This is a genomic window from Burkholderia pulmonis (assembly GCF_984667975.1).
This window is the reverse complement of the sequence record NZ_OZ480187.1, coordinates 3,143,267-3,167,352: the sequence shown is the minus strand read 5'-3', so window position 1 is coordinate 3,167,352 and position 24,086 is coordinate 3,143,267. Positions and strand designations below refer to the sequence as shown.

The window sequence follows — 24,086 nt, the reverse complement described above, 5'->3', positions numbered from 1 at the left end:
TAAACTGCTCGTGATCAAAAAAGCAGGAGGCGAAGATGAGCGAATTCGAACAGGTAGTGCGCGGCCGGCTGGTCGATGCGCGCGAGGTGGCCGACGACGGCTGGCTCGCGATCCGTGGCGGGCGGATCGCCGCGCGCGGGACGGGCACGCCGCCGGCGGCGCGCGACACGATCGATGCGCGCGGGCAGTGGGTGTTGCCGGGCGTTGTCGACGGGCAGGTGCATGCGGCCAGCCAGGCCAACCAGGAGGGGCTCGGTCACGCGTCGCGTGCGGCCGCCGCGGGGGGCGTGACGGTGATGGTCGACATGCCGTACGACGATCCGGAACCGGTCGCGTCGCGCGTGCAGCTCGACCGCAAGATCGCGGAAGCCGGGCGCGACTGCCACGTCGACGTCGCGCTGTACGGCACGCTCAACGCGAAGCACGGCCTAGAAGCGGCGGCCGGGCTGATCGACGGCGGCGTGTGCGCGTTCAAGTTTTCGACGTTCGAGGCGACGCCCGGCCGGTTTCCGCGCGTCGAGGAGGACGTGCTGTACGACGCGTTCCGGCTGATCGCGCCGTCGGGCCTCGCGTGCGGCGTGCACAACCAGATGCAGGACATGACGCGCAAGAACGTCGCGCGGATGATCGAAGCCGGCGACACGGGCTGGGACGCATTCCTGCGCGCGCATCCGCCGCTGATCGAGAACCTCGCGACCGCACTGATCTACGAGATCGGCGCGGAGACGGGCGCTCGCGCGCACGCGGTGCACGTGTCGACGTCGCGCGGCTTCGCGCTGTGCAACATGTTCCGGCAAGCCGGCCACCGCGCGAGCATCGAGACCTGCGTGCAGTACCTGATGCTCGATCACGAAACGCATACGAAGCGCTTCGGCGCGAAAACCAAGCACTACCCGCCGATCCGGCCACGCGCCGAGCAGGACCTGCTGTGGACGCACATCGCGCGCGGCGAATGCACGTTCGTGTCGTCGGATCACGTGAGCTGGGGGCTCGAACGCAAGGGCGACCCGAACGTGTTCCGCAACGCGTCCGGTGGCCCGGGGCTCGAAACGCTGCTGCCGGCGTTCTGGACCGGGTGCGAACAGCATGGCATCGCGCCGACGCGCGTGGCCGAGCTGCTGGCGACGAACCCCGCGCGGCACTTCCTGCTCGACGACCGCAAGGGCTCGCTCGACGTCGGCGCCGATGCGGACTTCGTGATCCTCACGCCGGAACGCTACGCGTTCGATCCGTCGCGCAGCCTGTCGGCCGTGCAGTGGAGCGCATTCGAAGGGATGGAATTCACGGTGCGGATTGCCGCCACCTACTGCCGCGGCGCGCTCGTGTACGACGGCGAGCGCGTCGTCAACGCGGCAGGCTCGGGCCGCTTCCTGAAGCCGCACGGCAGCCGCTCGATCGCGTCGCAACAGGAGCAAGCATGAATCCGACGGATTTCCCTTTCCCGCCGCTGAACGCCGAACGCCTGAACGCACGCGTCGAGCAACTGGCGCGCTTCACGCGGCCCGACGTGCCGTGGACACGCCGCGCGTTCTCGCCTTTGTTCACCGAAGCACGCGCATGGCTCGCCGCGCAGTTCGCCGAGGCCGGGCTGTCGGTGTCGATGGACGCAGGCGGCAACCTGATCGGCCGCCGCGAAGGCAGCGGCCGCTGCACGAAGCCGCTCGTCACGGGCTCGCACTGCGACACGGTGGTCGGCGGCGGCCGCTTCGACGGGATCATCGGCGTGCTCGCCGGCATCGAGGTCGCGCATGTGCTGAACGAGCAGGGGATCGTGCTCGACCATCCGCTCGAGGTGATCGACTTCCTGTCCGAGGAGCCGAGCGATTACGGCATCTCGTGCGTCGGCAGCCGCGCGTTGTCGGGCGTGCTCGACGCGGGCATGCTGCGCGCGACGAACGCCGAAGGCGAAACGCTCGCGGCGGCATTGCGCCGCATCGGCGGCAATCCGGACGCGCTGCGCGAACCGCTGCGCGCGCCGGGCAGCACGGCCGCGTTCGTCGAACTGCATATCGAACAGGGGCCCGTGCTCGAAACGCGCGGCTTGCCGATCGGCGTCGTGACCAACATCGTCGGCATCCGGCGCGTGCTGATCACCGTGACCGGCCAGCCCGACCATGCGGGCACGACGCCGATGGACATCCGCCGCGACGCGCTCGTCGGCGCCGCGCACCTGATCGAGGCCGCGCATGCACGCGCGTCGGCGCTGTCGGGCAACCCGCACTACGTGGTGGCGACGATCGGGCGGATCGCGATGACGCCGAACGTGCCGAACGCGGTGCCGGGGCACGTCGAACTGATGCTGGAAGTACGCAGCGACAGCGATGCGGTGCTCGACGACTTCCCCGAGACGCTGCTGGCCGGTGCGGCCGCGCGGCTCGATGCGTTGCGGCTGACCGCGCGCGCGGAGCACGTGAGCCGTGCGCGGCCGACCGACTGCCAGCCGCTCGTGATGGACGCGGTCGAGCAGGCGGCCGCGCAGCTCGGCTATCCGAGCATGCGGCTGCCGAGCGGCGCGGGGCACGATGCCGTGTACGTCGCGCCCACCGGGCCGATCGGGATGATCTTCATTCCGTGCCTGGGCGGCCGCAGCCATTGCCCGGAGGAGTGGATCGAGCCGCAGCAGCTGCTCGACGGCACGCGCGTGCTGTACCGGACGCTCGTCGCGCTCGATCGCTCGCTGGCGGGCGCGGCATGACCGCGGGGCAGCCGCGCGGCGTGATGCCTACGCCGTGCGCTGCCCTTCGCGCGGCCCGTGCCCTGTCCAGCGCTTGAACGCGCGCCGGAAGTTATGGGCGTCGCTGAACCCGACTTCGTGCGCGACGTCCTCGATCGACAGCCGCGGGTTGCTCAGCAGCGTGAACGCGCGCTTCCGGCGGATCGTGTCGATCACCGTCTGGTACGACGCGCCCTGGTCGGCGAGCCGCCGCCGCAGCGTGCGCTCGCTCATGCACAGCTGCGCGGCGATTTCGGCGAGCGACGGCGTATGCCGCAGGTCGCGCCGCATGATCCGTTCGATCGATTCGAGAAATTCGGTTCCTTCGGGTTCGGGCGGCAGCGCGTGCTGCAGGAATTCGAGCACCTGCCGGTGCGCGAGCGGATCGTGCGTCGGGATCGCGCGGCTGCCGAGCGACGCGTCGCACGACAGCAGGTTCTGCTCCTGCTCGAAGCGCACCGGGCACGGGAACACGCGCGCGTACTGCTCCGCATAGGCGGGCGGCGGGTAGCTGAGATCGATGACCTTCGGCTGGAACGCCGGGCCGACGAGCGAGCGCCCGATCTTCATGAAGCTGCTGAACGCTTCCTCGACGAGGAACGCCTCGATGTCCGGCTCGAGGAAGACGTTGGTCGCGCGGATCGACAGCGTGCGCGCGTCCGACACGAGGTCGAAGCGCATCAGCGGCCCCGTGTGGCGCTGCAGCTCGAGGCCGACCGTGATCGCGTCCTTCAGCGTGGGGCTCGTCAGCATCGCGTAGCCGACCAGCCCGATCGACGCGATCGTCTCGCTCGTGCCGAGTTCGAGGCCGAGCGCGCGCCGCGGCGCCATCTCGAGCGCACGCCGGATCATCGTGCTGGCCTGGCGCAACGAAATCCGGCACGACGGATTCGACAGGTCGGCCACGTCGAAGCCGAGCCCGAGGCACAGCCGCACGGGATCGATGCCCAGTTCCTTGCTTGTCTCCGCGAGGCACCGCAGTAAATGCACCGGCAGATTCGCCGTCGTATAACGGGCGGTATCGTCCATGGATGCTCCCTGTTTTTTTCCACGGATTGTACTCGTCCCGCCCGGCCGGGGTGCCGCCCCGGCCGTTATCGCCCACATGCCATGCGACCCCGCGTCAGAAGTAGTGGCGCAGGCCGACCGTCGCGCCGAGCTGCGTGGTGCTCGTGCTCGGCGCCTGCCCGTTCACGCCGACCAGCTGCGCGCCGATCAGCCCGCCGCGGTAGATCGCGTAGTCGACTTCCGCGTAGAGCATGCTGCGCTTCGACAGGTTGTAGCCGGCGATCACCTGGAACTGGCGCGCGCGACCGTCGAAATCCGGCGTGTAGCCCGACTGCGTGGTCCACCATGCGTTGACGGCCGCCGTGAATACCGGCGTGACGCGGTAGGTCAGCCCCGCGAGCGCCATCTTGCGGCGGCGGAAACCGCCGGGCGTCGACGGATCGACCACCTGCGCGGGCGAGATGATGCCGAGCGCGGCGAGATCGGTCGGGCCGAACGGGCCGTTCTCGAACGACGTGAAGTCGTTGTCGCGTGCGTTCTCGATATAGCCGGCGTTGACGGTTGCGTTGCCGAGCGTGACCGAGCCGCCGCCGCCGTAGATGTCGAATTTCGCGTGCGTGACGTCGTCCCAGCTGCGCATGAACGACGCGCCGACCGTAAACGGCCCCTTGTCCGGCGCATACGCGATCGCCGCGCCGGCCTGGCTGCCGAGCACGCCGCCGCCCGCCCGGCCGCCCGGTGCGTACTGCGCGAGCAGGTACAGGCTGCCGAGCTGCGCGCCGTACTGGATCATGTTGCTGGTGCGCGCGCCCGCGAGCATCGTCTGCTCCGGCTTGAACAGGTTGAAGTACGGATCCTGCGGGCCGGCCCACAGGTTCGACCCGTAGGTCAGCGACACCATCTCGAACGGGACGTTGTACTGCCGCCCGAGCGAGAGCTGGCCGAGCGACGTCGACGTGAGCCCCACGTAGGCGACCTGGAAGAAGTTCGGCGAGCCGGCCGGCACGATCGCGCCGCTGTTCGGGCCGAAGTGGCTTTCCACGTTGAACTGCGCGGACAGCCCGCCGCCCAGATCCTCCTGCCCCTTGAGGCCCCAGTAGCTTTCGGTCAGGCCGCCGCCGTCGGCCATCGAGATCTTGCGGCCGGTCGACACCGGCGTGCCGTCGGCGCCGTAGGACACGCCGTGCGTTTCGTAGCGGATGCCCGCGTCGATCACGCCGTAGAGCGTCACGTTGCTTTGCGCGTGCGCGCCGGCACTGGCCAGGACCATCATTGCGCAGCACGCCGCGCGAATGCTATCGGGACGATTCATTATTCTGGACTCCGCATCGGTCAGGGGGCCGGCGGCGTTGCACCGCCGGAAACGACTGTAGAAAGCCAAATTTGCGCGGGCCACGGCTGCGGCGGCCAATCTCGTGGTGCGTCGCGGCCACGCCGTTGCGCAGTGCGGTCAGGGCGCCGCGCGGGCCACGGCGCCGGGTTCGGCACGGCGCAGCGCGAGCCGCACGCACGGCGCGGCGGCCAGCACGGCCACGCACAGCACGTGCGCGACGTGCTGGCCGCCGAAGCGGCCGAGCAGCGCGCCGGACAGTGCGGTGCCGATCCCGGCCGCGAAGAACGTGACGACGAGCGTGCGGGCGACGAGCGAGCCGTCCGGGTCGACGTCGGACAGCATGCCGGTGAGGAACGGCACGATCACGAAGAACGCGCCGTTCAGCACGAACTGGCTCAGGAAGTACGCGCTGCCGCTGCGCGCGCTGAAGAACCATTCGATCGACCCGATCATCGCGAGCTGCGCGGCCCAGATCAGCACGAGGCGGTGCTTGTGGCTGGCCGGGTGCGACGGAATCGCCGCGCCGACGAAGCCGAGCAGCGACGACACCGACAGCAGCACGCCGATCGTCGTCGGCGACAGCCCGGCGCGCTCGCCGACGAAGCCGGCGATCGCCCATTGCGACGCCTGCACGCCATAGACGAGCGCGGTGACGACCCAGATCGCGATCACCGGCCGCCACGGCAGCGCGTGGCCACGCGCGCGCGCCTGCGACTGCGCGCTCGCGAATGCGTCGATGCCGCGGATCGCGGGCGCCAGCACCGCGACGACGGCCGCCAGCAGCGCGAACACCCAGCGGCCGAGCCATGCGGCCGGCAGCGCCGAGATCAGCACGAGGATGCCGCCGTTGATGCCGCCCGCGAGCAGGTTGATTTGCCCCCACAGGCGATCGGTCGACGCGCGCTGCGACACGCCGGACGCGACGACGACGAACAGCATCCCTTCGAACAGCCCCGTCATCCCGCGCGCGGCAGCCGCCGACACGAGGCCGGGCGCGACCGCGCTGAGCGCCTGTCCGGCGATGGTCCCCACGATGCCGGCCAGCGTGAACGGCCGCGCGGCGCGCGCGATCCGGTGCGACAGCAGCGCGCAACTGATCGCGATGCCGAGGATCTCGGTGCTGACGAGCGCGGTGGCCGTGCCTTCGTCGAGCCGGAAGCGCGTCATCACGGCCGCGACGAGGAACGGCGACAGGATCAGGCCGTTGGTGGCCGCCGCGAACGCGAGCGCGAGGCGGACGACGGCGCCCGTCGACGGATCGGGGCGCGACTGCGCGGCGGCGTGCAGCGTGACGGTGCTCATGAGGCCTCCTGGTTCGATCGCGGCCGATCTTGCGCGACGCCGGCCGTTTCGTGCATCGGGTATGTCCCTCGGCGGGCCGTCGCAGCCGGCGCGGAGACGGTTGCGTTTTGCTGCAGCCCGAACAGCGTGCGCAGGTACGGCGTGAGGAAGCGGCCGTGCGGGTCCATCCGTTCGCGCAGCGCGAGGAAGTCGTCCCAGTGCGGGTAGCACGCGGCGAGCTCGGCCGCGCGCAGCGCATGCACCTTGCCCCAGTGCGGCCGCCCGCCATGATTGCGGCAGATCGCCTGCACGCCCGAGAAGTACGCGTCGAACGGCATCCCGCGATACTGGTGCACGGAGATGCGCACGCTGTCGCGCCCGTAGTCGGGGCTCAGCCAGATGTCGTCGCCGCGCACCCAGCGGTACTCGATCGGGAACATCAGCGGGAAGCTGCGGCGCGCGATGAAATCGCGGATTTCGCGCAGCGCATCGGCGCCGCGTTCGGCCGGCACCGACCATTCCATCTCGTTGAAGCGCACGCGACGCACCGTCGACAGCATTGCGTAGCTCGCATCGACGTGCCGGCCGGGCGAGACGGTCGACGCGCACAGCTTGCTCAATGACGGGCACAGCGACGGCATGCGCCGGCCGAGCCCGCACAGCGCGCCGAACACGGTGTTCTCGAGGAACGATTCGGACGCGCGGTTAGCCCAGTGCACGGTGTCGGCCGGCGCGTCGGTCATGTCCCACGCCTTGGTCAGCACGGTATCGGTATGCGGGAACCAGTAGAACTCGAACGAGCGGTGCTTCGCGATCAGCGCGTCCGCCTGCGCGAGGCAGTCGTCGAGCTGCATGCCGCCGCGTTCGAGGCGCAGGTTGAATGCGGGCACGAGGCGCAGGCCGATTTCGGTCAGCACGCCGAGTGCTCCGAGCCCGATCCGGCCGCCCGCGAACAGTTCGGGATGCGTGTCGGCCGTCGCGCGGATCTCGCTGCCGTCCGCGCACAGGAAAGTCAGGCTGTCGATCTGCGTCGACAGGTTGCCGAGCGTGATGCCGGTGCCGTGCGTGCCGGTGCTGGTCGCGCCGGCGATCGACTGCACGTTGATGTCGCCGAGGTTCTCCATCGCGAGGCCGTGCGCGGCGAGCGCGGGACCCAGCGCCCACAGCCGCGTGCCGGCATGCACGCGCGCGACGCGCCGGTCGCGGTCGACGTCGATCACGCCCTGCATCGCGTCGAGCGACAGGATCACGTCGTCGGTCTGCACGAGCGGCGAGAACGAATGACCGGCCCCGGCCGCGCGCACGGTTGCGCCGGACGCCGCCGCATCGCGCAGCACGGCCGCGAGTGCGGCGCGCGACGCGGGCGTCGACACGGTTGCATCAGGACTGCAGACATATCCCGACCAGTTGCGCCACATGCGTTGTCTCCCTGGGTTTCGTTCGAATGATTGAGGCGGAGCGGGTTGAACGAAGGCCGTGCAGCCCGCTAGAAGAAGCTCTTGCCTTCGCCGCGATAGGTGGGCGCCTCGCCGACCACGCGGCCGCCGCGGATCAGCAGCAGCGTGTTGAAGCGCTCGCACAGTTCGCCGGCCTTCGCGTGGCGGAACAGGAGCGGGTCGCCGATCGCCGGCGCGAAGCCGTGCGGCACGCGCACGGGCGTCTGCACTTCGCCCGCGCCTTCGTTGGCGATCAAGGTGCAGCCGGCCGGCAGCCACGGGCGCGGCAGGCGGCTCTTGCCGGCCGGGCCCGACGCGACGTAGCCGCCGCCCAGGCAGGTCACGATGCCCGGCTGCGGCCGCCGGACGACCTGCAGCGCGAAGCCGGCGGCCGGCTGCGCATGGAATGCCGCGTAGTGGTCGAACAACGCCGGCGCGTAGAGGCCGGAGCCGGCCGCCAGCTCGGTGACCGACGGGTCGCCGAGCGTGCTCTCGAAGCTGCCGGTGCCGCCGCCGTTCACGAAGCGCAGCCGGTGGCCGGCTGCGACGAGCGCCTGCACGGCGGCCTGGCGGCGCGCGTTGATCTCGCGCGCCGAGCGGCGCTTCAGGTGGCGCACCAGCGCGTTGCGTGCGCCGCCGCCGGGTTCGGTGTCGGCCACGCCGGCAATCTGGCCTTCGTAGCCCATCAACCCGTCGAGCCGCACATGCTGCCGCTCGCGGATGCGGTTCGCGAGCGCGAGCGCACCGGCCGCGTCGCGCACCGGCGAGCGGTACATGCCGAAGTACAGGCCCGGATACGCGGACGACATGTCGAGGTCGATCGCGAGCGGGATCGTCACGCGTTCGTCGCGGGCGATGCGGTCGATCGCGTCGACCTGCGCGCCGTCGTCGATCATCAGCGTGATCGAGCGGCCCTGCCGGAGCTGGGCGGCGACCGCGCGCAGGTCGTCGGGCTCGACGGTCGGATACGCGACGACGATGTCGTCGAACCCGCCTTCCGCGAGCCACGCGCCTTCGGCGGCCGAATAGCACAGCAGCCCCTGCATGAACGGGCCGGCGGCGAGCACCGCGCCGATCAGCTCGCGCGAACGCACCGATTTCGTCGCGAGCCGGATCGGCATGCCGCGTGCGCGGCGCTTCAGGTCGGCGAGATTCGCATCGAGACAATCGAGATCGACGAACGCGGCGGGGAGCCGGCGGCCCGCGAGCGCGTCGCGATAGTACGCATAGTCTCGGACGGCATCAGGGGCGCGAAGCGGGAGGTCTGCACGGCTCATGGAACGGGCTCGGCTGGGTCGGTTGTGCGTCGCGCCGACCGTTCGGCGCGTGTCGGAAATCAGCATAGGGCCGGCCAAAATGGTGACCAAGCGCTGAGCGGGTCGTTAGACGGGTCCGATCCGGCCATCCGCATCGGCCACGTCGGCAGCACATCCCCGCCCGCCGTGCGGCTGGACCGCGCCTTGCTTGGTGCCGCGACGCGCATCGCGCGTGCGGGCCCGAACCGCCGCCGCGCGGGCACGGCGCGCCCATGCGCGGGTTCGTCTATGCCGCAACGAAATGCGTTTCAAACGTCGTGCCGGGCGTGGCCGGCGTGCGCACGTTTAGTGCCCGCGTTCTAGATCCGCTTTTGACTGCGTGCCGGATTCGACCTAGAACCTACTCGCGGATGCACCGGCGAAGAACGGCATGACGTGACGAGGAGGCGACGTGAAGAAGAACAGGGCTTTCTGGCGGCGCACAGGCGCGATCGTGACGATCGGCGTGGCCGTTGCGATCTGGCGGTACGAAGCGGCGACGCCGGCCGAGGCCGCGTCGTCCGGCACGCCGGCCGAGATGGCCGGCACGCAGGCCGTCGCGGCCGATGCGTTCGGTACCGGTGCCACGACACCCGGGCCCGAAGAGCGGCGGCTCGATGTCGACGCGCTGCGCCGCAGCCTCGCGGGGCGCCCCGACGCGGATGCCGAAGTGAAGCGCATCGTCGCGTTCGCGAGGTTCCGCGACGAAGTCGCCGCGTACGGCGATCGCCGCAACAGCCTGCCGCAGGCCGAGCGCACCGCGCTCGCGCGCCGGATTCTCGACGAGCTGCCCGACCACGTCGCGCGCAACGAGATCGTGCCCGTGCAGGCCGAAGCGCTCAGCGCAGCGCTGCTGACCGATACCGAGGCCGATCCCGCGACCCGCAGCGCGGCGCTCCAGTCGATGCGCGCGCAATGGGATGCGTATGCGCAGCAGACGGTCGGCCCGTCGCCCGCGCAGGATCCGCGCTATCTCGCGTACGAACAGCAGAGCCGCGACGTCGTCCGGCAGGTTCAGGCGAGCATTCCCGATCCCGACCAGCAACAGACCGTCATCGCGCAGCGCCTGCAGGCGCTGCGTGTCCAGCTGTTCGACGGCGCATCACCGTCCGGCGCGCACTGAGCGCCGAATCCGCGACGCCGGGACGATGCCCGGCGGCCGCGTCATGTTCATTGACCAGGAGGGGAGATGTCCACAGCACGATGCCTGCTGCGCGTCGCCGTTGCGACGCTGCTCGGTTGCGCGGCACTGAACGGCCACGCGGCCGACACGACGATGCCGGATCCGTCGATTCCATATTATTCGTGGTACGAAGTGACGTTGCCGGAAAGCAGCGGCGCGTCGTGCGGCAACGGGACGCCGATGCGCTTCTACATCAATCGCGCGCAGTCGGACAACCTGCTGTACATGATGGAGCCGGGCGGCGCGTGCTGGGACTACGGCACCTGCACGCAGACGTCGACCGGCGCCGAGGCCGGCCTCGGCGGCTTCAATCCGGACGGCATCCCGCACAACTACATGAACGGCACCGCGAACGAGGCGCTGCTGTCGTCGTTCCTGTCGCCGCTGCTCACGCGCATGGATCTCGCGCACATTCTCGTCGGCGAACCGAAGGTCGAGACGCAGCAATGGACACAGGTTTTCGTGCCCTATTGCACCGGGGATATCCACATGGGCAGCGCGGTGCGCAACTACACGTCGCCGACCGGCGACTGGCGCCTCCAGCACTACAGCGGGCTGAAGAACATCCAGGCCGTCGCGCAGTGGCTGACGTCGCACGGTTTCGGCAAGCCGAACCGGCTGCTCGTGTACGGGATGAGCGCAGGCGGCTACGGCACGCTCGCGAACTATGCGACGCTGCGCAACACGCTGCAGCCGCAGGCGCACAGCTCGCTGCTCGACGATGCGGGCACCGTGTTCAACACGCCGTTCGACGCCGATGCCGCCGCGCATCCGTCGGTCGGGCTGTATGACAAGGTGCGCACCGAATGGGGGATGACGGGCCCCGACGGGATGATCACCGTGAACAGCCGGCTGACCAGCCATTTCGATCCGGACAACATGGGGAGCGCGTATGCGGCGCTGTCGGCGACTTATCCGCACGACCGCTTCGGTTTTTCGAGCTATCAGCGCGACAAGATCATCGCTGCGTATCACTATCGCGCGTTCGTGCCGGCCGTGATCGCGGCGCCCGACGACGCGACGAAGGATTCGCTGTCGCTCGCGATGTTCGCGACGGAGCTGGACGGGTTGAAGCAGACGCTGAACCCGTTGCCGAACTTCGGCTACTTCATGCCGTGGGCGCGCAACGATTTCATCGACAATCACCAGGTGACGGCGGTCAGTTTCACCGGGTCCGGGATCCACGAGAACGGCACCGATGCCGATATCGGCACCTTCGTCGACAACCTGCTGAACCAGCAGGATCCGGCCGATACACCGGTGATGAAGGCGTTCCGCACGCAGCAGTGGTCGGACTTCACGTTCTCGACGTTTCTCGCGTGGATCGACAGCGTGTTCAACCTGACCGGCGAAGCGGGTCCGATCTCCGGACACAGGGCGTGACGCGGTTTGCGTGAGCGGGCGGCGGCGCGCGTGTGTGCATGTGCATGCCGCCGTTTCGTCAGCGCAGTTGCAGTTGTGCGTTCAGAACGGCTCGTCGTCGAAGCGGGACGAAGCCGGCCGGCGTTTCAGGTCCTTCAGCCAGTCCCGGACCTTGTCCGGATCGTCGAACTCGCGCAGCGCCACGGTCAGGTCGTGGTTGCTGCGCTGCATGCCGGCAATGTCGCGCGTGAGCATGCGCATCACGGTATCGGGCGCGATCTTCACGGACGACGCGATCCCGTACGTGCGCCGGAAGCCGGTTTCGACATGCTCGATTTCCTGGTCCAGCTCGCGAAGCTGCTCCTCCAGGATGCCGTTGTAGTGCGTCAGCCGCGCTTCGCTCAGGCCGTCGATCGCGCGCCGGTCGATCTGTTCGATCTCCAGCTGCAGCTCCAGCAGCTGCAGGAGATTGCCTTTCGCATACGCGTGGTTGACGCGCTGCATCAGCACGGTCTTGCGTGCCTGCTCCTGCGGGTCGGTTTCGCGATCGGGGTGCAGCGCGCTGGCGAGCTTGCGATAGACCTCGCGGATCGACTTGCTCGATTCGGCCTGCTCGGCTTCGCGTTTGGCCGCCGCGGCCGATTGCCGGGGCGCTTTCTTGCGTTTCGCGCGCTGTGCCTCGCGGGCCTCGTGGGCGGCCATGTCGCGCTCGAACTGCGCGTCGAGTTCCGCCTGCATGCGCTCGGCGAGTTCGTCGGGTGACAGCCCGTCGAGATCGTCCTTCGGTTCGACGGCGGGTGCCGGCTCCGGCTTTGGCTTCGCCGGTGCACGATCGACTGTGGCATGGTCGTCGTCGCCCGATGCGTTGTGCCGGTTGTAGATGATTTTCAACGCAGCGTCGTCGCTGACGTCGAGCAGGTTGCGCGCCATGTCGGCGATCATCCCGGACAGCGTGCGCTGCTCTGCCTTGCTCAGGCCCTTCTGCAAGAATGCGTCGTCGAGCAGGTTGAGCAGCCTGATCCTCAACGCCGTCGACGCCTGTTCGAGCGGCAGCAGCCCGTCGACGAATTTCGTCTGGAAGGTCGGCGTCACGGCGTCCCACGCGCCAAGCCGCTCGCGCCGCTTCTCGATCTGCTCGACGAGCGTGTTGAACGTGTTCTGGGCTTTGGACAGGCTGGCTGTCTCGTGGCCGGGTGCGATGACGACCGCGGCACCGCGACGTGCGGTCATGATGAAGATCCTCCGGCCGCGGCGGGAGGCCCGGCAGGCCGGTATTTTAGCCGGATGGGCTGCGGAGCGGCCGGCGGCGCGTTACGGTTTCCCCGTAACCGCCGGCGCACCCGATTCCGCGCGCGGTGCGCCGTTCGACCCGTAGGCCGCTTCGGCGGGCTGGCGTTCGGCGGCGCGCTTCGCCGCCAGCCGCTCCTGCGCGGCGGCGATGTCACCCGGATAGTTGTCGCCGCCGGCCTCGGCCGCGTCGTAGCCGACCGATTCGAGGTCGAGCAGCTCCTGGCGCACCTGGGCGCGCGTGACGGTCGACTGCGACGACTGCGCGTACGACGCGGCGGGGCTGGCGAAGAGGGCGGTGGCGGCAGCGGCGACGGCAGCGATGACGATGACGTATTTCACGGTTTCCCCAGACGGTTTCGTTGCGGTCCGGCACGCATTCGCGCGGCCGAACCGACGACACCAGTTTAGGAACCCGGAGCGGCCGGATAAACAGCGAATCCTGGCGAACAGTATTCCAGAATGCGCGAGAGTGGGCCGTGCATGCCGCCGTTGCGTCAGTCGCCGAACAGTTGCCCCTGCCCGGAGATCACGCGCTCGAAATCGTCGCGCAGGAACGGCAGGATCGCATCGGCGACGGGCTGAAGCTGGCGGCTCAGGTAGAACGCATAGTCGATCGGCGAACGCATCGTCTCGAGCGGCTCGGGGCCGGCCGTCGTCATCACGTAGCTGATCCAGCCGCCGCGCTGGTACTGCAGCGGCCGCCCCTGCGCGTGGTTGAACTCGTCGGCGATCCGCGCCGCGCGCACGTGCGGCGGCACGTTGCGCTCGTATTCGCGCAGCGGCCGGCGCACGCGCTTGCGGTAGACGAGCTGGTCGTCGAATTCGCCGGACAGCGTGCGCTGCACGTAGTCGCGGATGAAGTCCTGATACGGCTCGCGCCGGAATACGCGCCGGTACAGCTCGCGCTGGAATTGCTGCGCGAGCGGCGTCCAGTCGGTGCGCACCGTTTCGAGACCCTTGAAGACGAGATCCTCGCCGCCGTCGGCCGCGGCCGCGAGCCCCGCGTAGCGCTTCTTGCTGCCTTCTTCCGCACCGCGCACCGTCGGCATCAGGAAACGGCGGTAATGCCGCTCGTATTGCAGCTCCAGCGCGCTGTCGAGCCCGAAGTGTTCGCGCAGGTGCGCCTGCCACCAGCGATTCACGCGCTCGACGAGCGCGCGGCCCTTGGCGCCGGCTTCGGCATCGTCATGCGCGCGGCCGAGCCACACGAATGTCGAGTCCGTATCGCCGTAGATCACTTCGTATCCCTGGGCTTCGATCAGCTCGCGCGTGCGGTGCATGATCTCGTGGCCGCGCATCGTGATCGACGACGCGAGGCGCGGGTCGAAGAAGCGGCAGCCCGTCGAGCCGAGCACGCCGTAGAACGAATTCATGATGATCTTCAGCGCCTGCGACAGCGGCGCGTTGCGCTGCCGCTTCGCGTCGTCGCGGCCTTCCCACACGCGGCCGACGATACCGGGCAGGCAGTGCGCGGTGCGCGAGAAGCGGGCGCCGAGAAAGCCGGGCACCGAGGCATCGTCGCCGGGGTGCGCGAGCCCTTCGATCAGGCCGACCGGATCGATCAGGAACGTGCGGATGATCGACGGGTAGAGGCTCTTGTAGTCGAACACGAGCACCGAGTCGTACAGGCCGGGGCGCGAATCCATCACGAAGCCGCCGGGGCTGTTCTGTCCCGTCACGTCGCCGAGGTTCGGCGCGACGTAGCCGAGCCGGTGCATGCGCGGCAGGTACAGGTGCGTGAAGGCCGCGACCGAGCCGCCGGTGCGATCGGCCGCGAGGCCCGTGACGCTCGCGCGTTCGAGCGCGAAGGACAGCAGGTCGGCCTTGTCGAAGATGCGCGTGACGAGCTCGCAGTCCTTCAGGTTGTAGCGCGCGAGCGCGGGCTTGTCGTGATCGAAGCGGCGCTGGATCTCGTCCATCCGCTGGTACGGGTTGTCGATCGACTTGCCTTCGCCGAGCAGCGACTGCGACACGTATTCGAGGCTGAACGACGGGAACGTCCACGTCGCGGATTTCAGCATGTCGATGCCGTCGAGGATCAGCCGGCCGGCCGCGCCCGCGAAGAAGTGGTCGGGCTGCTGGCCGTGCGCGCGCCAGTCGAGCACGCTGCCGCCGCGCCCGAGCTTCAGCGGGATGCCGTATTGCTCCGAATGGGCATGCAGGATGCGCAGGTCGAACTGCACGAGATTCCAGCCGATCACCGCGTCGGGATCGTGTTCGTCGAACCATTCATTGAGCCGGGCGAGCATCGCGGGCCGGCTGTCGCAGTAGTCGAGGGCGAAGTCCAGGGCGTTCGCGCCGCCGCTCGCGTCGCCGTTCGGCGGGCCGAGCATGTAGACCTGCCGCTGTCCGCAGCCTTCGAGCGCGATCGAATACAGTTCGCCGTGGACGCTGGTTTCGATGTCGAGCGACACGCAGCGCAACGTCGGGCGGTAGCCGTCGGCCGGTTTCAGTTCGCCGACGGTCAGCGTGCCGTCGCCGCCGGGCTGGCCGCGAAACTGCACGGAGGCCGTGATGAAGCGCTCCATCGCGTAGCGGTCGGGCGGCTGCACGTCCGCCTCGTAGACGTCGACGCCGGCGGCCGCGAGCCGCTTCTGGAGCCCGGACAGATGGCGGTAGCGCTTGCAGTAGAGGCCGACGACCGGGCGCTGCCGGAAGTCGCGCAGCGCGAGCGGGCGCAATTCGGCCTCGCGCTCGCCGGCCAGCGTGCGTTCGGCGAGCGCCTGCTGCTCGGCCGGAATGAACGCGACGGCTTCCTGCGGGCGCAACCGTACGCGGCGCGGACCGTGTTCGGTTGCCAGCCAGAACTCGATCTCGATACCGGATGCGGTGTCCCGCCAGTGGCGGGTGAGGATGAAACCCTGCTCGAACGCCGTCAAAACGCTTGCTCGTCGTGGATGCTCAGGCGGCGGATTTTAGCGCTTGAATGCAGGTCGTGCCGACGGCGGCGCGCATGGCAACAGGTGGCAGGACGCCATCGGACGATGCGCCGTCCCGTACGGGCCGACTGGCGTCCCGATTTCTCGGCGCTGCCAACGGCAGGCGCGACAGTTCGCGGGCTGGGCAGGCGAAGGAGGGTGCCGTTGCGCATCCTGCGCACGTCGTGTCGACGGGAAGAGGAAGCGACCGACGAATGACGCTCGTGCAATGCATGCGATGCGATGGAAGCGAGGACATGGCGACGCAGGCCGCGACGGCGGGAAGACTACCCGCTCCGCAGCATGTCGGGCACGGCGGATGACGGCCGCCGGCAAGCACTCTCTCCCTTCGACTGCAACCCGGGCATCATGCCGACGACGAAGTCGATGAAGGCCCTGACCTTGGCCGGAACGTGCTTCCGACTCGGATAGTAGACGTAAAGAGGGAACGTCTCGTCGCACCAGTCCGTCAGAACCGGCTCCAGCGTGCCCGCCCGCAGGTGCGGGTCGATTCCCAGGTCGATCACCTGCGCGATTCCGTAGCCTGCAAGGCAGGCGCCGATTTTGGTGCCCGCATCCGTGACCATCAGGTTCCCGCGGACGGCCACTTTCACTTTCTCGTTGTCACGCCAGAACTCCCAGTCGAAGGGTCTGCCGCTAGCCGGGTCGATGGCCAGGATGCATTCGTGGCCATCGTCGACCAGATCCTGTGGCGACATGGGCCGACCGCGTTGCGCCAGGTAGGACGGCGCGGCCACGGTCAGCACGCGCGGACTGTATAGCCGGCGACAGACCAGTGTCGAAGCGGAGGGCGGTCCGAACCGGATGGCGAGATCGAATCCGTCGCTGACCAGGTCCGGGAGGTCGTTGCGGGTTTCCAGCTTCAGGTGAAGCGCGGGGTGATCCTTCATGAACTGGGACAGCTCCGGCGCCAGCACGAGGCGGGCGAACGCGGCATCGCACGCCACGCGGAGCGTTCCGTTGACGACCGAGGTCTGGCCGGAAGCGCCGGCGGTCGCCTCTTCGATTCCCTGCAGCAACGGCAGCACCTTCGACAACAGCGCATGGCCGGCGTCCGTCACTTCAACGTGCCGGCTGGTGCGATGCACGAGCTTCGCGCGCAAGCGGTCTTCCAGTCGCTGGATGGCGCGGCTGACGGCAGGCTGAGTCTTGCCCAGACGAGATGCGGCACGACCGAAGCTCCCGGATTCGGCGATGGCCGCAAGGACGAGCAAGCCGCTGACCAGTCCTCCATCGAGGTCTTCCATGATCCATGCGTTCCTGTAATGGCAGCGATAACCGGGTCGCCGTAGCCGGGGGCGGGGACGATCGCTCACTATACGAGCCGTTCACCATTGAGGAAAGCGAACCATGACCCAGACCCAGGCCGTCGTCGCCTTGATCGACGACTATTTCAATCTGGCTTACGAGCCGAAGAGCCGTGACTTCGACAAGGTCTTTCATCCGAATTGCATGATTCAGTGGCTGGACGAAGGCCGGTTTCGCACCCTGTCGGCGCAGGAGTATGCGGCGCTCGTCAACGGGCGGCCGAGCCCTCGATCGACCGGTGCGCCCAGGGATGAAGCGATCCTCTCGATGGAGAATATCTCGGACGGTCTTTCAACCGCTACCGTGCGGGTGCGGATCGGAAACAGGCTGTTCAACGATCACTTCGTCATGCACAAGGTGGAGGGCAACTGGTTGATCGCAACCAAGGCGTCGGCCGTGGTGGGTACGTTCGACTGAAGCGCCGCGCTGCAGATGCGCATCAGTGTCCGGACGCATGAGCGCGCGACAGAAAACAGGCGAACACCGGCGAACGAAAAACCCCGGGGAATCGATGATTTGCCCGGGTTTTTTTACGCCGTCGAACCTGGTGCGGGATGCGCGGGCGGCGGATTTCGGTGCCTTGCTAGACGGCTTGCCGGAATGGCGTGCAATGATCGTAGAATTAGGGGTCAATTCAATCGGCCAAACGTCGTTCAATGAAAATCATGAAGAGTCGCGTCGCACGTGTTGTGGCGCATGCAGTGGTCGCGGCTTGTCTGTGCGGAAGCGGGAACGCGACATTCGCCGCGCCGAAACTGAAGATCCTGCCGGCGGCCACGGAAGCCAACTGGATACAGGCAGTCAAGCAGCATCGGACCAAGGACGGCGCAACCGTTGCCGAAGTGCTGGCTTATGCGGAGAAAATGAGGCCGCGTGTTTTCAAGGCCGGCCGAATCGAAGTCGGTTACAACGGTGCGACCGGCGTTGCCGATGCGGTGACGATCGGCTACTGGATCGGAACGAAGCGCGAGCCGGACGATGCGTACGTCGATCTCAACTATGCGATGTCGCCCGATGGCCGCGTGATGCCCGTGTCGCCTCGCGCGCAAATCGCGACGGCGCTGGAAAACGGACGGCAAGCATTCCTGCGTGCCGTCGACGACGCCTACCAGGACACCTGCCGCTCCGATCCCGATCATCCGCCGGCTTGCTGACACACTGCGCTCGCGACCGCTTCCGGACGATTCAGGCACCCGATACGCGTCGGGTCACGCGCCACGTCGTGCGTGCCGCGTCGTCCGGCCGCAGCAGCCAGCATTTGGCGACGACCGTGTGCCGTTTCTGCGTGACGTACTCGTCCACCGCGAGTTCGAGGGTATCGTCGCCGACGCGGGAAAGCGTTGCGGCGGCACCGGAGCCGTCGGCGAATTCGATCATGGCGGAATGCGGCTGCGCGGTGCGCGGCGCGTCGTTGTCGAGCGTCACGATGCTGCCGGGATAGAGGTGCGAATGGCGGGCGCGCAGCAGGAGGGTGCCATTACCGGATTCGTTCATCGTCATGAATAGGTCAGCACAATTTTCAATTAATTGAATGCCACCCGGTTGACGCCACGGAATCGTCATTCGTAGAATCGCTCGATCAAGAACAACACAATTCCGAGAGAGGCGCTATGGATGCGCGCAGCATGATCGCGGCGATCGCGAGTGGGCCGGTTCGGCAGGAACGGCTTCTCGAGCTCGATACTCCGCTTGGCACGACACGCAAACGTCCGGCTGATTGCGTGGGCACCCGTCGCGTACGTCGATCAGGCCTGATCGAATCATGCCGCAATGCCGCGTGACCCATCGCTTGCCTGGCGCCGGCCACGGGAAGCCGGTTCGTACATCATGCGTAGCGCGCCTGTCCTCGTGCGGGTTTCGTGCCTGCCGGCAGCCTGCCCGCGACACGGCGCATGGCGCGCGTCACACGGAACCGCCCGGATTGACGATAGGCGGCACAGGCCTCTCCAGGACGTCGCGTTACCGTCCATCGACCCACAGGCCGGCAAGTCCGGCGCCGCGCAACCGATGTCCCACTGACCCGGAATCCACATGAATTCACCCGCTCGGCCTGCCTCGTTACCTCGTGCGGCGGCACTCGTCATCGCGCTTCTCATCACGGTGCTGTCTCTGTCCAGCCTCTACGTGATATCGCAGAGGTTCCCGGGAAACTCGCAGATGATGGCTTTGCAACTGACCAGTTTCATCGAGGGCCTGGTGTTTCGTACCGGCCTGGTCTATCTGATCGTTCGATGGCACGGGGAGCATCGCGGTCAGCTGGCGTTCCGGCGTCCCGCGTGGCTGCTCGCGAGCTACGCGTTATGCCTGCTGGCGTGGCAGATCGCGCAGATGTTCCTGTACCCGGTCGTGCTGCACAGCCTGGTTGCCAATGGCGTCCATCTGACGGTCATCACCGGGCTCATGGCACCGGTGAATGCCGTTCTGTTTGTGTTCGGGGCCTGGCTTGCGTGGTGGTTCGTCACGCGCATGTTTCGCAACGATGCGTTACCCGACGCGCCGCGCGGTCATGCAGCGCCGTACATCGCAGGTCTCGCGGCCTGGCTGTTCGCGAGCGTATGGATGCTCTGGGTGACGTGGACGGTGCCGATGTTGCTCGACACCTTCGACGACAGCCTCGTGCGCGTGATGGTCAGTTACGTGGGTGCGGCAGCGGTTCCCGCAGCACTGGTCTTTGCGGGAGCGAAGCTCGGCCTGCCTCGTGATCTCGTTCGACTGCACGGCTGGCGCTTGCTGGGCGCGTCGCTCGCGGCGATGGCCTCCATCGCTGTGCTGTTCTATCTGGTGTTGCGCTTGCTTGGCAGCATGCTGGGGACGAGCGTATTGTCCGGAACGATGGCGATCGTCGCGCTCGGCGGCGCCTTTGTGGCTTACCGGGTGTGGTTCCGCGTGTTCTACGCTCCCGTGAGCCGCGACACGGTGGAAACGTCCCAGGGAATGCCGTCGTCGTAGAAGTCGAAGGCGGGGGGCGATTCGCCGGCGCATGATGCGTCGGCGGATCACCGGACGATCACCGGTTCCACCCCCCTCAAACATGCCCCTCATGCTCGATCGCTCCACCATGCCCCGTCGGTCCCGCCACCCTCACCGGCACCCCTGACGCTTTAGCCGCCCGCTTCGCCCACATCGCAGTCAATATCGGCACGAGAATCGCCGTCACGAGGCAAGCCGTCGCGACGATCGCCGTTGCGGCCGGCACCATCGGCTTGAATTTCGGAATCATCTCGCCGATGATCGCCGGGTTCGCGACCGCGGCACCGGCCGTCGACGATGCAGCAAGCCCGGCCGTGCCGTTGCCGCCGCCCAGAAACTTGTCCGCCAGAATCAGCGGCACGCCCGTCACGACGATCACCGCGAGCCCGAGCGCAATGCCGGGCAGCCCGCTCTTCGCGATCACGTAGAGATCGATGCCGTTGCCGAGCGCGAAGCCGAAGAACGGGATCAGCGGATGCACGCAGCGCCCGAACAGTTCGCGCAGGTCTTCATCGAGGTTGCCGAGCGCGAAGCCGATCAGGAACGGCAGCACCGCACCGACGAAGAGCCGCGTCTCGAACACTGCGATGCCGGCCGCGCCGAGGATCAGCATGCTGACGAGCGGCCCCGATTCGATCGACATCAGCACGAACGCGCCGGCCTCTTCCTTGCTGCCGTACTGCTGCATCACGGCCGCATAGAGGCCGCCGTTGGTCATGTCCATCGACGTCGTGATCGCGAGCAGCGACAGGCCGGCGAACAGGCCCGTGCGGATGCCGTCGTCGGGGATGAACTGCGCGGCGATCACCGTCGCGAGCCACGCGACCACCATCTTGGTCACGAGCAGCGTGCCCGACTTGCGCAGCACGATGCCGGTCGCGCGCAGGTTGATCGTCGCGCCCATGCAGAAGAACCAGACGGCGAGGATCGGCACCGTGCCCGCGATCAGGCCATTGGTGAACGAGCCGAAGTACTTCCCGGCGTTCGGCGCGAACGTGTGCACGCACGCGCCGAGCAGCATCGGGACCAGCATGAGCCCGCCCGGAATGCGGTCGATGGCCTGTTTCAGCTTCACGTCTCCTCCGTGGACGTCGATGCGTCCCGTTGTCGAATGATGTCTGCTGACTGACTATAGAACATGATTCGGAACGCTGGTCCGTTTTTGTGAAATTCGACGGTAGTCGTATACCCGTAAGGCTTTATTGGATTGATTGGAAAGGAATTTATCGGCCGTCAGGATCGAATCAAAAATCCGGATCGACGTTCCGAACTTGATGAATGTATGCTTCAATCTTCATCAGGGCGACCGGCGGAGTGGGTGCCGGCCGCGTATTCATTCCCCACGGAGAACCGGCATGGAAGTGCGACAGGGCATACACGGCGAACACGCAAAGACGCTCGACACGGCCGGCCTGCGCCGGCATTTCCTGGTGGAGAACGTGTTCGCGCCGGACGCGCTGTCGCTCACCTACAGCCATATCGACCGGATCATCGTCGGCGGCGCGTGGCCGGCCACGCGGCCGGTCGAGGTGCCGGCGTCGCTCGGCGCGGCGATGGGCGTGAGCCATCTGCTGGAGCGGCGCGAACTCGGGGCGATCAACATCGGCGGCCCCGGCTGGGTCGAGGCCGACGGGCAGCGTCACAAGGTAGGCACCGAGGAGGCGATCTACATCGGGCAAGGCGGGCAGGGTGTCGTGTTCGGCAGCGACGATCGCGCGCATCCCGCGAAGTTCTACCTGAACTGCGCGCCCGCACACACGGCCTGTCCGACACGCACGATCACGCTCGCACAGGCGTCTCCCGAAGCGCTCGGCGATGCGGCCACGGGCAATCGCCGCACGATCTACAAGTTCATCGTGCCCGACGTGCTGCCCACCTGCCAGCTGTCGATGGGGATGACGAAACTCGAACCCGGCAGCCTGTGGAACACGATGCCGTGCCATACGCACGAGCGGCGGATGGAGGTGTATTTCTACTTCAACCTCGCCGATGACGCGGCCGTGTTCCACCTGCTCGGCGAGCCGCACGAAACCCGCCACGTGGTCGTGCACAACGAGCAGGCGGTGATCTCGCCGAGCTGGTCGATCCATTCGGGCGTCGGCACGAAGGCGTACACGTTCATCTGGGGGATGGTCGGCGAGAACCAGGTGTTCAAGGACATGGATCACATCGCCGTTGCCGACCTGCGCTGACATCATGAAACGCGAGACGCCCGATCTTCCTGCCGCCGCTGCGCGTACCGCGCTCGCCGGCCTGTTCGACCTGACCGGCAAGGTCGCGATCGTCACCGGCTGCAACACGGGGCTCGGCGCGGCGATGGCCGTCGCGCTCGCGTCGGCCGGGTGCGACATCGTCGGCGCGAACCGGTCGGCGGCCGATGCGACGTCGGCGCGCGTCGAAGCCGCCGGGCGGCGCTTCGTCGACGTGCGTGCCGATCTGTCGACGCTCGAGCCGGTCGAGCGGATCGTCGGCGGCGCGGTCGATGCGTTCGGTCACGTCGACATCCTCGTCAACAACGCGGGCATGATCCGCCGCTGCGATGCGCTCGAATTCACCGAAGCCGACTGGGATGCCGTGATCGACGTGAACCTGAAGAGCGTGTTCTTCCTGTCGCAGGCCGTCGCGCGGCAGATGGTGCGGCAGGGGGGCGGCGGCAAGATCGTGAACGTCGCGTCGATGTTGTCGTTCCAGGGCGGCGTGCGCGTGCCGTCGTACACGGCGTCGAAGAGCGGCGTGCTGGGCCTCACGCGCCTGCTCGCGAACGAATGGGCCGCGCGCGGGATCAACGTGAACGCGATCGCGCCCGGCTACATGGAAACCGACAACACCGCACAGCTGCGCGAGGACAGCCGGCGCAGCGACGAAATCCTCGGCCGCATCCCGGCCGGCCGCTGGGGCGTGCCGGACGATCTCTCGGGCGCGGCCGTGTTCCTCGCATCGCGCGCGTCGGACTACGTGCACGGTCACACGCTCGCCGTCGACGGCGGGTGGCTCGCGCGCTGACCGCGCCGCGGCGGACGCGTTATGCTTTCCCGATTCGCACTTACGGATTCACGGACATGACAGCAACGCCCAGGCAGCGCAAGCGCGATCAGGCGAACCAGGAAGCGGCCGGCCAGCCGGCGGGCGACCCGTCGGCGGCCGGCAGCGCCGAGAAGGCCGATTCGGTTGCAGCCGTCGGCAAGGTCTTCACGATCCTCGCCGCGCTCGGCGATCGCCGCGAGATCGGCATCAGCGAACTGTCGCAGCATCTCGGCATGTCGAAGACGACGGTCCATCGCTTCCTGCAGACACTGAAGACGCTCGGCTACGTCGCGCAGGAAGGCGAGACCGACCGCTACCGGCTGACGATCCGGCTGTTCGAACTCGGCAGCAAGGCGCTGGAGAGCGTGGACCTCGTGCGTGAGGCCGATCTCGAGATGCGCCGCATCGGGCAACTGACGCGCGAAGCCGTGCATCTCGGCGCGTTCGACGAGGACGCGATCATCTACATCCACAAGATCGACGCCGATTACGGGCTGCGCATGCAGTCGCGGATCGGCCGGCGCAATCCGCTGTACAGCACCGCGATCGGCAAGGTGCTGCTCGCGTGGATGTCGCCCGGCGAGGCGCGCGCGGTGCTGGCGGGCGTCGAGTTCAGGAAGTCGACCGCGAAGACGCTGGCGTCGGCGGACGCAGTGCTGAGCATCCTGCCGCACGTGCGGCAGCAGGGTTACGGCGAGGACAACGAGGAACAGGAAGACGGCCTGCTGTGCCTCGCGGTGCCCGTGTTCGACCGTTTCGATCGCGTGATCGCGGGGCTGTCGCTGTCGTTTCCGACGATGCGTTGCGGCGCGGACACGAAGGCCCATTACGTCGCACTGCTGAAGGAAGCGGGGCAGGCGATTTCCGCGCGGCTCGGGCATCGTCCGGCAGCGGCCGGCGTCGAGCCGACGACGGTCGCGCAGGATTGAGCGCGCCGGATACGG

21 protein-coding genes are annotated in these 24,086 nt (G+C 67.9%); 10 read left to right on the top strand and 11 right to left on the bottom strand.

The features are described from left to right. The first annotated feature begins 35 nt into the window (after positions 1-35). Complete coding sequence (gene ertD, locus AC5LXK_RS30995; protein ID WP_493392459.1) at positions 36-1,421, top strand: hydantoin-5-propionate amidohydrolase; 1,386 nt, start codon at positions 36-38, stop codon at positions 1,419-1,421. Next, complete coding sequence (ertE, locus tag AC5LXK_RS30990; protein ID WP_493392458.1) at positions 1,418-2,695, top strand: N-carbamyl-l-glutamate amidohydrolase ErtE; 1,278 nt, start codon at positions 1,418-1,420, stop codon at positions 2,693-2,695. The genes ertD and ertE overlap by 4 nt, the downstream gene beginning before the upstream one ends. Positions 2,696-2,722: 27 nt before the next feature. Here ertE and AC5LXK_RS30985 read toward each other — a convergent pair whose 3' ends face one another. From AC5LXK_RS30985 to AC5LXK_RS30965, 5 genes are all read right to left on the bottom strand, one after another. Beyond that, positions 2,723-3,742: an AraC family transcriptional regulator gene (locus tag AC5LXK_RS30985; protein ID WP_493392457.1), complete on the bottom strand. Its 1,020-nt coding sequence runs from the start codon at positions 3,740-3,742 to the stop codon at positions 2,723-2,725. Positions 3,743-3,836: 94 nt separating this feature from the next. Next, positions 3,837-5,033 (bottom strand): porin, encoded by a 1,197-nt coding sequence (locus AC5LXK_RS30980; protein ID WP_493392456.1) that lies wholly within the window; start codon positions 5,031-5,033, stop codon positions 3,837-3,839. Positions 5,034-5,171: 138 nt separating this feature from the next. After that, complete coding sequence (locus AC5LXK_RS30975) at positions 5,172-6,356, bottom strand: MFS transporter (RefSeq protein ID WP_493392455.1); 1,185 nt, start codon at positions 6,354-6,356, stop codon at positions 5,172-5,174. After that, complete coding sequence (locus AC5LXK_RS30970) at positions 6,353-7,753, bottom strand: D-arabinono-1,4-lactone oxidase (RefSeq protein ID WP_493392454.1); 1,401 nt, start codon at positions 7,751-7,753, stop codon at positions 6,353-6,355. The genes AC5LXK_RS30975 and AC5LXK_RS30970 overlap by 4 nt, the downstream gene beginning before the upstream one ends. Before the next feature lie 68 nt (positions 7,754-7,821). Further along, entirely contained in the window at positions 7,822-9,048 is a 1,227-nt protein-coding gene (locus AC5LXK_RS30965; RefSeq protein WP_493392453.1) for an amino acid deaminase/aldolase, read from the bottom strand. Between the two features lie 430 nt (positions 9,049-9,478). On the opposite strand from AC5LXK_RS30965, the gene plcR reads away from it, so the two are divergent. Beyond that, a complete protein-coding gene (gene plcR / locus AC5LXK_RS30960; RefSeq protein ID WP_493392452.1) occupies positions 9,479-10,189 on the top strand; it encodes a phospholipase C accessory protein PlcR in 711 nt (236 codons plus the stop codon). A gap of 66 nt (positions 10,190-10,255) precedes the next feature. Further along, positions 10,256-11,632 (top strand): pectin acetylesterase-family hydrolase, encoded by a 1,377-nt coding sequence (locus AC5LXK_RS30955; protein ID WP_493392451.1) that lies wholly within the window; start codon positions 10,256-10,258, stop codon positions 11,630-11,632. Between the two features lie 81 nt (positions 11,633-11,713). On the opposite strand, the gene AC5LXK_RS30950 is transcribed toward AC5LXK_RS30955, so the two are convergent. From AC5LXK_RS30950 to AC5LXK_RS30935, 4 genes are all read right to left on the bottom strand, one after another. Next, complete coding sequence (locus AC5LXK_RS30950; protein WP_493392450.1) at positions 11,714-12,841, bottom strand: J domain-containing protein; 1,128 nt, start codon at positions 12,839-12,841, stop codon at positions 11,714-11,716. Positions 12,842-12,922: 81 nt separating this feature from the next. Then, positions 12,923-13,240, bottom strand: coding sequence for a DUF4148 domain-containing protein (locus AC5LXK_RS30945; RefSeq protein ID WP_493392449.1), 318 nt, complete (start codon positions 13,238-13,240; stop codon positions 12,923-12,925). A gap of 155 nt (positions 13,241-13,395) precedes the next feature. Continuing rightward, complete coding sequence (locus AC5LXK_RS30940) at positions 13,396-15,780, bottom strand: DNA polymerase II (protein ID WP_493392448.1); 2,385 nt, start codon at positions 15,778-15,780, stop codon at positions 13,396-13,398. Between the two features lie 326 nt (positions 15,781-16,106). Next, complete coding sequence (locus AC5LXK_RS30935) at positions 16,107-17,087, bottom strand: LysR family transcriptional regulator (protein ID WP_493392447.1); 981 nt, start codon at positions 17,085-17,087, stop codon at positions 16,107-16,109. Between the two features lie 103 nt (positions 17,088-17,190). Here AC5LXK_RS30935 and AC5LXK_RS30930 point away from each other — a divergent pair, with 103 nt between their 5' ends. Beyond that, on the top strand, positions 17,191-17,565 hold the full coding sequence (locus tag AC5LXK_RS30930) for a nuclear transport factor 2 family protein (protein ID WP_493392446.1): 375 nt from the start codon (positions 17,191-17,193) through the stop codon (positions 17,563-17,565). A gap of 248 nt (positions 17,566-17,813) precedes the next feature. Next, positions 17,814-18,302 (top strand): hypothetical protein, encoded by a 489-nt coding sequence (locus AC5LXK_RS30925; protein WP_493392445.1) that lies wholly within the window; start codon positions 17,814-17,816, stop codon positions 18,300-18,302. A 31-nt stretch (positions 18,303-18,333) separates the two neighbouring features. Here the strand turns inward: AC5LXK_RS30925 and AC5LXK_RS30920 are convergent, their stop codons facing one another. Continuing rightward, positions 18,334-18,648, bottom strand: a complete 315-nt coding sequence (locus AC5LXK_RS30920) for a hypothetical protein (protein WP_493392444.1) — start codon at positions 18,646-18,648, stop codon at positions 18,334-18,336. A 531-nt stretch (positions 18,649-19,179) separates the two neighbouring features. Between AC5LXK_RS30920 and AC5LXK_RS30915 the strand changes: the two genes are divergently transcribed. Next, positions 19,180-20,097, top strand: coding sequence for a hypothetical protein (locus tag AC5LXK_RS30915; protein ID WP_493392443.1), 918 nt, complete (start codon positions 19,180-19,182; stop codon positions 20,095-20,097). A gap of 76 nt (positions 20,098-20,173) precedes the next feature. On the opposite strand, the gene kdgT is transcribed toward AC5LXK_RS30915, so the two are convergent. Then, a complete protein-coding gene (gene kdgT, locus AC5LXK_RS30910; protein WP_493392442.1) occupies positions 20,174-21,193 on the bottom strand; it encodes a 2-keto-3-deoxygluconate transporter in 1,020 nt (339 codons plus the stop codon). Between the two features lie 280 nt (positions 21,194-21,473). On the opposite strand from kdgT, the gene kduI reads away from it, so the two are divergent. Genes kduI through kdgR form a run of 3 tightly spaced genes read left to right on the top strand, consistent with a single transcriptional unit; the run spans position 21,474 to position 24,071 of the window. Further along, on the top strand, positions 21,474-22,310 hold the full coding sequence (gene kduI / locus AC5LXK_RS30905) for a 5-dehydro-4-deoxy-D-glucuronate isomerase (protein ID WP_493392441.1): 837 nt from the start codon (positions 21,474-21,476) through the stop codon (positions 22,308-22,310). Positions 22,311-22,314: 4 nt separating this feature from the next. After that, on the top strand, positions 22,315-23,121 hold the full coding sequence (gene kduD / locus AC5LXK_RS30900) for a 2-dehydro-3-deoxy-D-gluconate 5-dehydrogenase KduD (RefSeq protein ID WP_493392440.1): 807 nt from the start codon (positions 22,315-22,317) through the stop codon (positions 23,119-23,121). 56 nt (positions 23,122-23,177) lie between these two features. Then, on the top strand, positions 23,178-24,071 hold the full coding sequence (kdgR, locus tag AC5LXK_RS30895; protein ID WP_493392438.1) for a DNA-binding transcriptional regulator KdgR: 894 nt from the start codon (positions 23,178-23,180) through the stop codon (positions 24,069-24,071). The last annotated feature ends 15 nt before the right edge of the window (positions 24,072-24,086 follow it).